The following is an 11,903-nucleotide window of genomic DNA, read 5'->3' as shown; positions in this document are numbered from 1 at the left end:
ACACAAAACCATTAATTATTTTAAGATGAGAATGACAACCGGATTACGCATGAGAATTATACACCGATATTTAGGCTTCTTTTTGGCAGGCATTATGGCCATGTATTCTATTAGCGGAATCCTTATGATTTTCAGGAATACCGATTTTTTAAAGAGTGAAAAAATAATGGAGCAACAATTGAACCCTAACTTAAAGGCCGGTGAGCTAAGTGCAGCTTTACGGATTAAAGGAGGTGTAAAACCCGAGAAAACCGAAGGGGACGTCGTTTATTTTGCACAAGGCGAGTACAATGCCAAAACCGGTATGGCGACCGTAAAAAAAATGGAGCTCCCTGTTATTTTAGGTAAGATGGAGCATTTGCACAAGGCAACTACCGACAGCCCTGTATATTGGTTGAATATTTTCTTCGGCCTTTCATTATTGTTCTTTGTCGTTTCTTCTTTCTGGATGTTTATGCCACAGACCTCTGTATTTAAGAAAGGGTTATATTTCTCGTTGGCAGGTATTGTCTTAACGATTATACTACTATTCGTATAGCTATAGACTTTCCACTCATATAATAAAAACCTCCATTTGGGCTTCCCTAGATGGAGGTTTTTTTATTTTTAAAGTATTCCCCATAAAAAATGTGCCTCAATTTTAGTATCTTGTAGTTCATTAATCGAAGTATACTCCCCCTCTCGCTTTTTGCGTAAGTAATTTAAAACGAACTATATACACAACCCAATACCCTATATATCTCCGTATTAGTTGATTTAGGTATTGGTTCCTATTTCTATACGTTCTACGCAAGTTGAACGAAATACATGTACATAACTCTTAAACTTTAAATTATGAAAGTCAGCAAAAAAAACATTCCAGTAACAATGGAAGGACCTGGCACAATAATGCGAACTAAAGACAATTTTGGAGGAATGACCGTTGGCTTTAACGAACTACCAAAAGGAACAGATTTTACACCGCTACTAAAAGGTCTTGAAAATGACAGCTGCCATTGCCCTCATTGGGGATATATATTAAGCGGCAAACTACTAGTTAAGTATACTGATGGAACTGAAGAAATACTGACAGATGACGATGTTTATTTTCTTCCAAAGGGTCATACTGCCATAGTGCAAGAAGACATAAAAATGATTGAATTTAGTCCTTCAAAAGAATTAAGTGAAGTGATGGCCCACGTTGGTAAAAAAATGGCCGAACTAGGCGGATAAACCCAAAACTTGCATAGAACAATTGGTATAGCAAACCAATTACCAATGATACGGTTTTTAGAAGGCTGAACGGTTAGCGAAGGTCTAGTAGACCTTTGCTAGTGAAGAGTCAGCTATGGCGTAGGCATTAAAATACTACTATGATAAAATTATTTCGAAAAATACGTCAACGATTAGTATCTGAAAATACTCCTGACGCACCAAAAGGCAGTCTAGGCAAATATCTGCTGTATGCTGTAGGAGAAGTCGTGCTGGTGGTTATCGGTATTTTAATCGCTTTGGGTATTAATAACTACAATGAAAATCAAAAAAGTATAGCACAAGAACAGGTTATTCTGAAACAGCTTGCGACGGAATATAAAGCGAACTTACTTCAGTTAGAGAATAAGATTCAAATGAGACGCAAACTTATTGCCGAAAGCCTGAACGTGCTAGAGATTACTTCAAATGACACACTCATCAGTGAAGATTCCCTTTCCATGATTTTCGCCACTTTTTTTATGGACCCTACCTTTGACCCCATTGAAAATGATGTGATAAATTCAGGAAATATCAAATTGATACAAAATGATAGCTTAAAACAAGCCCTGTCCCATTGGACATCGGATATTAAAGCATATACCGAGTCTGAAGATATACAACATAACCATTATATTTCTGAAATTATTCCTTTTATGAAAGAGGTGGGCATCATGCGCAACGCAAACCATGTATTTTGGAGAGCTAAAGAGCTTAGAATGGGCTTTTTGGACAAAGGCAAAAATGACAAAATATTGACTATTGGCAAAAGCCCTAAAGAGATTGATGTTCAATCCATTTTAAAAGACCCACGTCTCGAAGGTTTGGTCACCTTCATATTTACCTTTTCTCAAGTTTGTAATTTAGAAGGGCAAACACTGAAAGAGAAAATGCAAAAGATTATTAAAATTCTTGAGGACGAAATTGAATAAGCAATGGGGTTATAATAAGCCTCCCGAAAAAACCTTTTCAAAACTAACCCAATGGCTCTATAAATAAGCGAACTTAGCATAAGCTCATAACAACTAAAAAATTAAACCATGCCTTTAAAATCGAATGAAGTATCGGTTGTAATACTCGGAGGAAGTGGTGCTGTCGGTAAAGCAGCCTTAAAAACATTATTGCAACTCAATAACATACAGCAAATTACATTGTTAGGTAGAAACCCTATTTCAACTGTAAAAACCAATTGTGTTCAACAACACAAAATAGATGTAAGTGACCCTAGATCATACCAGAACTATGTGCAAGGACACACAACGGCTATTTGTACCTTAGGCGTTGGCCAACCAACGAAAGTAAGTAAAGAAGAATTTATAAAAATCGATAAAATTGCGGTACTAAATTTTGCAACGGAATGTAAAAAAGTTGGAGTCAAACATTTTGAATTATTAGCCTCTGTGGGTATCAATGCAAAGTCATCTTCCTATTATCTACGCACAAAAGGTGAATTGGTAGAAGCGCTTAAAGCATTGGATTTTGACCGTCTTAGTATTTTTCAACCTTCTATGATATTAACACCAACGAACCGATACGGTATAGGGCAAGCCATTACTTTAAAAATTTGGCCACTTCTAAAACCATTTTTCATAGGTAGTTTACGAAAATACAAAGGTATTCCTGTGAATGTTCTAGGGCAGGCCATGGCAAAGAATATCCTTAAAGAAGGCGAAGCATATGAAGTACTTCAATGGGACCAATTTTATACCGTTAGCAAATAGCCACTTGTTGGCCGTCAGTTGAAAAAATAAACTCTGAATTTAAAAAGGTACTTAAACGCTAATTTGGATATATAAAATGAAGAAACCTAAAAAGTTGTTTTACACGATTGTAATGATGGTATTTATTTTTACCAGTTCTTGCAATCAGAAAAAGGATAGTGAATGGATACCCATTTTTAATGGTAAAGACCTAACTGGATGGTCACCAAAATTCACGGGTGAAGCATATCGAATAAACTACCTGAACACCTTTCAAGCTAAAGATGGGAAGTTAATTGTCTCTTACGATGACTACGACAATTTTGATAATAATTTTGGACATATTTTCTATAAAGAAAAGCTTTCGCATTATAAGTTGCGGTTAGCGTATCGCTTTTTAGGAGAGTCGGTTCCTGGTTCGCCAGATTGGGCCTATAAAAACAGTGGTATCAAATACCATTCTCCGCATCCTTCTGAACTACCAATAGACCAAACATTGTTAGTTGCCGTTGAAGCCCAAATACTTGGAGGTGATGGTAAAACAGAACGGTTTACAGGCAATGTATGCACCGCAGGTACTCATATCGTAATGAATGACAGTTTAATTACACAGCACTGTACAAATTCAAACTATCCTGCTATAAATGATAGCAGTTGGGTAAAGATGGAAATTGAAGTTTATGGCAGCGAAAAAATAATTCACAAGATCAATGGTCAAGTAGTTATGCAATACTCTAAACCCCAATATGATAGCACTGATAAATTTGCGCGAGAACTCATGAAAAATGGTTATCCAAAAATCATAAGCGAGGGTTACATCGCGCTTCAAGCAGAAGGTCATCCCATAGAATTCAAGAACATCGAGTTGATGAAAATCAATAAATAATCGTTCAACCTTTCATACCTGATAAACCTGAGATAGGTGCCAAAGAACTGTTACCAGTAAAGTGGCATACAGATAGTTTTGTAGAAATACCTATTTGAAAGGAATAAGGCATAGACTCACCGAGATACTACTATTGTAAAAACACCCATGTATACATTTAACCCGAATTGGCACATTGAGCGCAGTCGAAATGCACAGGTTTTAAAAATCTAAAAACACCATTCTCATTTTCTTATTAAAAACAAATGTTCTTATCTGAATATCAATGGCATAAGAAAAAATATCACAAACTTCTGTATATTGCAGTAGACCAAGCAAAGTACACTCCCCCAACATTTTAGTGTTTGCATTTGTAAAACACAAAAAAAAATATTAGTAACTATATTTCTTGATAAAAGGAAATATCTGTAGCAGTAAGCCTAAACATACGTTGGCAGCAAATAAACATAAATCATAAAAACATAAATATGTCAATTAAAAACACTTTAAAATACCTAACATCTTCTTTTTTTAGTTTGTTAATCGTTTCAGCTGCCGCACAAACTGTTCTACCTCCAGTGATGGAATGGCATGGAACAAGTGAATCTTTAATCGCTAAAACTAATGATCCATGGGTAACACCTTCAGAAAAAGCAAATTTTAAAACGACTCCTAGTTATAATGAAACCGTGAATTGGTTTAAAAAACTTACGGCCGCTTCCCCATTATTATCTATGGTGAGTATCGGAAAAAGTGTAGAAGGACGGGATATTTATATGATTATTGCTTCTACCGATACCGATAAAAGTCCACAATCATTAAAAAACTCCGAAAAACCACTGATGCTTGCTCAGGCAGGTATTCATTCTGGAGAAATAGATGGAAAAGATGCCGGAATGATGCTTCTTCGAGACATTGCTTTTGGAAAAAAGAAAGAGTTGTTGATGGAAGTAAATTTTCTATTCATTCCGATTTTAAGTGTAGATGCACACGAAAATTTATCAGCCTTTAATAGACCGAACCAAAGAGGCCCAGAAAACATGGGTTGGAGAACCAATTCACAGAACTTAAATTTAAATCGTGATTATGCGAAGCTTGACACTGATGAGGTAAGAGCAGTGGTAACCGTAATTAATGAATATAATCCTTCATTGTATATGGATATACACGTCACTGATGGTGCAGATTATCAATATGATATTACGTATACAGGTGCGGGAGTAGAAGGGAATTCCCCTGCTATTTCCAATTGGTTAGAAACCAAATTTAAGCCAACAGTAGACGAGGATTTGAAAGCCAACGGACATATCCCAGGGCCTTTATTGTTTGCGTTGAATGATAGAGACTTTTCGAAAGGAAGAATCACGCTCACTGGCGGTGCTAGGTTTTCAGATAGTTATGGCAATCTCCGTCATTTAACAACCATCCTTGTAGAAAACCACTCTTTAAAGCCTTACAAGCAGAGAGTTTTGGGTACATATGTATTGTTAGAAAGCACCTTGAGGTTATTAGAGAAGGAAGGCCAGTCACTTCAAGAAATCACAGAAGCCGATAAATCCATAAGGGATAAAAAAATTCCAACAGCTTATAAAGTTCCTCAAATGAAGAACAAAGTTGATTTTGAATCATTGGCTCTTCTAAAAGCTTCCGATGAATCAACACCTCCTGATACATTCCTCTTGCTTGGAATAGAATCAAAAATTCATAAATCCACTATTACAAATGCAGATTATATCGAATGGTTGGGTAGGCCAAAAACAATGAAAGTTGCCCACTATAAAGAAAGTGACCCCATTGATTGGATCACACGGCCAAAAGGCTATTGGGTTCCGGCTTCTTGTAATGTAGTAATTGAAAGATTGAAAATACATGGAATTGAGATGGAAGTACTTACTGTAGCCCGTGAGGTGGCAGTAGAGATGTATCGGATTGAAGACGCAAAATTTGAAAATGAAAATCATCAATCATTACCTTATGAAGGACATATGCAAGTAAGTGGGACAACAAAAACAGAATTTCGCAAAGAGATATTTTCACCCGGTTCTGTTTATATATCCACTAACCAACCTTTGGGAGATTTAGCTATGACTTTATTAGAACCTAAATCAAAAGATTCTTTTTTCAGCTGGGGTTTTTTTCTTAACATTTTCCAGAGGACCGAATACATAGAAGCTTATGTCATGGAACCAATGGCAAAAATAATGTTGGAAGACTCTCCCGAATTAAAAAAAGAATTTGAACAAAAGATAGCACAAGATAAAGATTTTGCAAATGACCCTAATGCTATTTTTAGTTGGTTTTACAGCAAAACAAAATATTATGACGACCGGTACTTATTATATCCGGTTGCAAGAGAATTGTAAGTCAATTTAGATTAAATCACTAATACCTACCGCTAACATTGTCCTTAATCCCGATAGCTATCGGGGCCAACCCGTAAACCAATGACAAAATTCTTTCGAAAAATTAGACAAAATTTACTTTCAGAAGGAAAAGCTGGAAAGTATCTGAAATACGCTATAGGGGAGATTATTCTTGTTGTTATTGGAATTTTAATTGCATTAAGCATTAATAATTGGAACGAAACCAGAAAACAATCTGAATCAGAAAAGGAATTTATTACGAGCGTAAAAAATGACCTCAAACAAGATAAAGCTTTTATTCAACTGATAGTAGAAATTATAAAACCAAGAATAGAAGCTTATGAAACCTTAAATAGTGACTTACCAAATTTATATGCTAATGACAAAAAATCATTAGATTCCATTTTTGATAATTATTTTAAATCTCAACGCACATTCTATCCGATATCTGGTTCTTATGAATCAGCGGTATCAGGAAATCAAATTACTGTTTTTAGAAATAAAAAATTAATTCAAAAGATTATTAAATTGTATAATTCAACTTATGATAGGTTGATTGATAACGGCCAAATTTTGGATGAAAGATGGGCTTTTTTAAGTAAAAAGTATAGTTATGAAAGAAGAACTGGACACTTTCGCGAAATGACACCTGAGCAACTTTCTGAATTTCTTGATGATTTGCATCATCATTATGTTCAAATGGAATGGTACCTAAATCAGTTAAAATTAGCCATATCTGAAATTGATAGCATAACTACAGAAAATTAATTGAATAAATCTGGAAACAGAATAAAGAAAGCACAACAAAGAACTGCGATAAAAAACCAGCGTCTTTTTACACGCTACGTTTCATACATAAAACCGTTGCAACCAATTTGACAAAACCATCAATAATAAAGTACTTATAGCAAAATATGGAACATGAATTGAAACCATTTTGGAATAAGATTTTCAAGTTTGATTGGAAATTTGGACTCTTTTTGATTCTAATAATCTGTATTCCTCGCTTTATTTTGGTTTTGCACGCTAATGAAACCGCAAGCTATGGCTACATCGGCCTTATTATGGTCATTTCAACGATTGCACCATTCTTATTTTTAAGCAAGTTTGGTAGAAACAAAATCGGAATTAAAAAACCTACGAATTATCGGTGGCTAATTATTGCATTCATAATTGGAATAGTATGTAGCATATTGCTTTACTTCTTGGGAGAAACCTTATATGGTAACTCTTACGAAAATTGGTATTACTACATTGGAAAATCCTATAACATTCCAACTGAAATTGACCAACAGAGTAAGCTCGCTATGTTTGGGGTTATGGCATTGACCGGAATGACATTTAGCCCAATTGGAGAAGAACTATTTTTTCGAGGAATTGTACATTCAAGTTTTGCTAATTCAGTGGGCAATAAAAGAGCATCGATTATTGATAGTTCTGCATTTGCCATTGTCCACATTTCGCATTTCGGATTAATTTTTACGAATCAGCAATGGCAATTCTTGACCGTACCGACTTTAATTTGGGTTTTAAGTATGTTTTGTGTCAGCATTTTATTTTACCGATGTAGAAAAAATTCAGGTTCGATTTTAGGAGCAATACTATGCCATTCAGCATTTAATTTAGGAATGATTTATTGCATCTTTTATCCAATTATTGGGAGTTAGTACTGCGCACAACAACTTATATAAAACATTTTTAACTATGAAAAATATACTATTCGCTATTTCATTACTCTTGAGTTCTTCCGTTTTCGCACAAGAAATTGAAGATAAATATGCTGAAGACGTAAAGTCAATAGATGCAATCATAACCGCCTACTATGATGTTGTTTCGGGTTCGAGCAGTGATCCTTGGAATTTTGAAAGAGACAACTATATTCATTCAAAAGATGCCGTCATAACAAGACTAGACGAAAATGGAAAAGCAGAATCTCATACGTTGGAAGCAGAATATATTCCCGTAGGCCTTTCACCGAAAGAGGATTTTTATGAAAAGGAAATTAAAAGAATAGTTAACCAATATGGGAATATTGCACAAGTTTGGAGCGCTTTTGAAATACGAACCGACCCTAAAATTGAATCTAATACTAGAGGACTAAATAGTGTTCAACTTCATTTTGAAAATGGTAGATGGTATATAGATAGCTGGACGTGCGAAATGGAAACGGAGAAAAACCTATTAGTAACCGACTTTTTAAAAAATGAATAAAAATTGCTAAAAGAAACTGCTTGTTCTGGCCTATAGTGAATAAGACGTTTTAATATGAAATGGTTTTTCAGGTTTAAAAGCCCAAACACACTCACCAATTTTCCAACCAATAGAAACGCTCTTCTTTGAATTTCAAGGACATAAGAAATTATACAATAAACTTCTGTATATTGCAGTAGACCAAGCAAAGTCCATTCCCCCTGCCACTTTAGCGTAAATAGTTCTATTTGAAAAATACTGGTTCTAGCAACTATATTTCTTCAGATTAGAGAATATAGGTACTTGTCACTGTACGCTTTTTACATATTCGATTTGGTTAAACCAACCCGAAAGACATCGTGCTTTAGAACAACAAAATTGACCAATAAAAGAACCTCATGAATTCACCAAAACCATCTTTTCTCAAAACAATCATTTTTGGCATTTTAACGGTATTGATTTCCACTACCCTTTGTTTCGGACAAACTAAAACCGAACAGCTAGACGAACTGCTCAATCAATATCTTGATTATGGCAAATTTAACGGCTCTGTACTGGTTGCCGACCAAGGCAAGGTGATGTATAAAAAAGGATTCGGAATGGCGAATATGGAATGGGATATACCAAACAAACCAAATACCAAACATCGATTAGGTTCTGTCACAAAGCAATTTACGGCCATGCTCATATTACAGCTAGTAGCTGAAGGCAAAATAGATTTACAGACACCTATAACCACATATCTACCTGATTACCCTAAAGAGAACGGAGATAAAATAACGACACACCATTTATTGACCCATAGCTCGGGCATACCTAATTATACCGCATTTCCTGATTTTTTTGCAGCGGAAAGTCGTAACCCTTATACACCCGATCAATTTGTAAAAAAGTTTGAGGACAAAGAATTAGAATTCACTCCGGGTGAAAAATTCAATTATAGTAATTCTGGCTATTTTCTTTTAGGAGTACTAATAGAAAAACTGTCTGGTAAGACCTATGAAGAAATGCTACATGAAAAAATATTTACACCTTTAGGCATGCATGATACAGGGTATGATAATCATAAAGATATTTTAAAAAACAGAGCTACAGGCTACGAAAAAAACGGAACCAGCTTTATCAACTCTGCTTACTTAGATATGTCTATTCCTTATGCTGCGGGCTCTTTATATTCTACTGTAGAAGATTTATACCTATGGGACCAAGCATTGTATACCACAACCCTATTGCCTCAAAAATATATGGATTTGTTCTTTACACCCTACATAGCTGCCTTTGGTAATTCTCAATACGCTTATGGTTGGGGAGTAGGAAAAGAGGTCATAGGAAATACGACCGATAGCATAACAGTAATTTCCCATGGCGGAGGAATCAATGGTTTTAATACCAACATTTCGCGTTCACCATCAAACAAATCTTTGGTGGTACTCTTAAACAATACCGGTGGCGCACCGCTTGGTGAAATGACAAGGTCTATCATAGGCATTATGCATGGTAAAACGTACGACATCCCTAAAAAATCTCTTGCTTATGATTTTTTAAACGTGATTAAGTCTAAAGGTATTAAAGCAGGTTTAGCTTATTATAATACTAACAAAGAAGGTGATAATTTCGAATTAAACGAAAATGAGATGAACCAAATTGGTTACCAATTAATGGGAAATGGTACTGTTGAAGAAGCTGCTCAGGTTTTTAAACTAAATATAGACGCTTTTCCGAAATCACCTAATGCATACGACAGTTATGGCGAAGCGCTAATGAAGTTAGATGATACAAAAGGTGCTATAACAAACTACAAAAAATCGATAGAAATAAATCCAGCAAATCAAAACGGAATCGATATGCTGAAAAAATTAGGTGTGAACACTAACGACTTAGTAAAAGAGGTGGTCGTACCAGAAGCTATTTTAAAAACCTATATCGGTGTCTATGAGCTTACGCCAGATTTTAAAATCACCATTTCTAAAGAAGGAAATCAAATAAAAGCTCAGGCAACAGGGCAACCCATGGCCGACATTTATCCTAAATCGAATGAAGAATTTTACCTAAAAGTTGTGACCGCTCAAGTTATTTTCAACAAGGGTGAAAATGGGGAAATTGAAAGTTTAACGCTTTTTCAAGGAGGACAAGAAATGATGGGCAAAAAAATGGAATAATATAAATTACCCACCCCTAACCTCTCCTAAGAGGAGATAAGTAAGTTATTACGATAAAATATTTTTTTATAATATTGACGAAATAATACTTTTGGCATTAGCGATACTCAACACCTATCTCTTCACAACGAAAAACAAAAATCTCGCCTCTTGGGAGGGGATAAAAGGTGAGTACTATGATTAAATTCTTTCGGAAAAATCTACTTTCCGACCCGCCCGAACGTTCCTTTTCATGCATGGTTAAAAAGAAATAAAGTATATATAATATGGATAAGTTTTATATAGATGCAGATATAAGAAAAGCAGAAACATTACCTGCACAATTTTACAAAAGTCAAGAGGTGTTTGACAAATTGAAAGAAAATGTTTTTGTAAAATCATGGCAATGGATAGGCGATGAAAACACCTTAGTTCCTTTAACCGAAAGTGTGTATCCATTTGTATTGCTAGATAATTATTTAACAGAACCGCTATTGGTTGTTCGTGATAAGGAAAATAAAACCAAATGTTTAACCAATGTATGTACACATCGTGGAAACTTGGTAATTCATAACCCAGGTAAAGCTAAAAACTTGACGTGTATGTACCACGGAAGAAGATTTGGGCTTGATGGTACATTTAAATCAATGCCCGAATTTAATGAGGCCGAAAACTTTCCCAGGCCATGCGATAATCTCCATGAATTCTCCCTTAAAAAATTAGGCGCTCATTTGTTTGTTGGACTAGACCCTGCTTTTGATTTTTCTGAAGTAATTGATGTGATGAATGAACGAATTGGCTTTTTGCCTCTAAACGAATTTAAATTAAATGAAACTTTAAACAAAGATTATATTGTCAATTGCCACTGGGCACTGTATTGCGATAATTATTTAGAAGGCTTTCATATTCCATTTGTTCATGAAGACTTAAATGCTGTTTTAGATTATGGGAGTTATACCACCGAAATATATGATCATGTAAATCTTCAAATTGGGTATTCTGAAGGTGGTGAGGAAGTTTTCGATTTACCAGAAGGGCATGTAGATTATGGTAAAAATGTGGCTGCATATTACTATTGGATATTTCCGAATATGATGTTCAATTTCTATCCATGGGGTTTATCTATAAACATTATTAAACCCCTGAGTATCAATAAAACTAAAGTTTCTTTTATCACCTATGTGTATGATGAAACAAAAATGAATGCAGGCGCAGGTGCCCTTTTAGATAAAGTAGAACGTGAAGATGAGTTTGTGGTAGAAGGTGTGCAAAAAGGCTTGCAGTCACGATTTTATAAGGCGGGTAGATTCTCGCCAAATATGGAAAAAGGAGTACATCATTTCCACAGGCTTCTGGCAAAATATATGAATACCGAAAATTAATTTTTTTTTACTCGCTTATTGTAGACAACTATACG

General features: G+C 35.1%; 11 protein-coding genes. All 11 read left to right on the top strand.

The features are described from left to right. Positions 1–49 precede the first annotated feature (49 nt). Positions 50–538 (top strand): PepSY domain-containing protein, encoded by a 489-nt coding sequence (locus B5X55_RS17500; protein WP_234999788.1) that lies wholly within the window; start codon positions 50–52, stop codon positions 536–538. 296 nt (positions 539–834) lie between these two features. Beyond that, positions 835–1,212: a cupin domain-containing protein gene (locus B5X55_RS17495; protein WP_079514318.1), complete on the top strand. Its 378-nt coding sequence runs from the start codon at positions 835–837 to the stop codon at positions 1,210–1,212. Positions 1,213–1,352: 140 nt separating this feature from the next. Continuing rightward, positions 1,353–2,162, top strand: a complete 810-nt coding sequence (locus B5X55_RS17490) for a DUF6090 family protein (protein ID WP_079514316.1) — start codon at positions 1,353–1,355, stop codon at positions 2,160–2,162. 108 nt (positions 2,163–2,270) lie between these two features. After that, positions 2,271–2,951 carry an NAD(P)H-binding protein gene (locus B5X55_RS17485; protein ID WP_079514314.1) on the top strand — a complete coding sequence of 227 codons (681 nt, stop codon included), beginning with the start codon at positions 2,271–2,273 and terminating at the stop codon, positions 2,949–2,951. Positions 2,952–3,027: 76 nt separating this feature from the next. Further along, the gene (locus tag B5X55_RS17480) at positions 3,028–3,816 is read left to right on the top strand and encodes a 3-keto-disaccharide hydrolase (RefSeq protein ID WP_079514312.1); all 789 of its coding nucleotides are present in this window, start codon (positions 3,028–3,030) and stop codon (positions 3,814–3,816) included. Positions 3,817–4,283: 467 nt separating this feature from the next. Continuing rightward, positions 4,284–6,158, top strand: coding sequence for a M14 family metallopeptidase (locus B5X55_RS17475; protein WP_079514310.1), 1,875 nt, complete (start codon positions 4,284–4,286; stop codon positions 6,156–6,158). Positions 6,159–6,239: 81 nt separating this feature from the next. Next, positions 6,240–6,926 carry a DUF6090 family protein gene (locus B5X55_RS17470; RefSeq protein ID WP_079514308.1) on the top strand — a complete coding sequence of 229 codons (687 nt, stop codon included), beginning with the start codon at positions 6,240–6,242 and terminating at the stop codon, positions 6,924–6,926. A 146-nt stretch (positions 6,927–7,072) separates the two neighbouring features. Next, entirely contained in the window at positions 7,073–7,825 is a 753-nt protein-coding gene (locus tag B5X55_RS17465; protein WP_079514306.1) for a CPBP family intramembrane glutamic endopeptidase, read from the top strand. A gap of 37 nt (positions 7,826–7,862) precedes the next feature. Further along, positions 7,863–8,369, top strand: a complete 507-nt coding sequence (locus tag B5X55_RS17460) for a hypothetical protein (protein ID WP_079514304.1) — start codon at positions 7,863–7,865, stop codon at positions 8,367–8,369. A 377-nt stretch (positions 8,370–8,746) separates the two neighbouring features. Further along, positions 8,747–10,507, top strand: a complete 1,761-nt coding sequence (locus B5X55_RS17455; protein WP_079514302.1) for a serine hydrolase — start codon at positions 8,747–8,749, stop codon at positions 10,505–10,507. Positions 10,508–10,773: 266 nt separating this feature from the next. Beyond that, the gene (locus B5X55_RS17450) at positions 10,774–11,868 is read left to right on the top strand and encodes an aromatic ring-hydroxylating oxygenase subunit alpha (RefSeq protein WP_079514300.1); all 1,095 of its coding nucleotides are present in this window, start codon (positions 10,774–10,776) and stop codon (positions 11,866–11,868) included. Positions 11,869–11,903: the final 35 nt, after the last annotated feature.

It is taken from the genome of Maribacter arcticus (assembly GCF_900167935.1).
In the GTDB taxonomy this organism is placed as follows: domain Bacteria; phylum Bacteroidota; class Bacteroidia; order Flavobacteriales; family Flavobacteriaceae; genus Maribacter; species Maribacter arcticus.
Note: the sequence above shows the minus strand (reverse complement) of the source record. Positions and strands in the feature narration are given on the sequence as shown.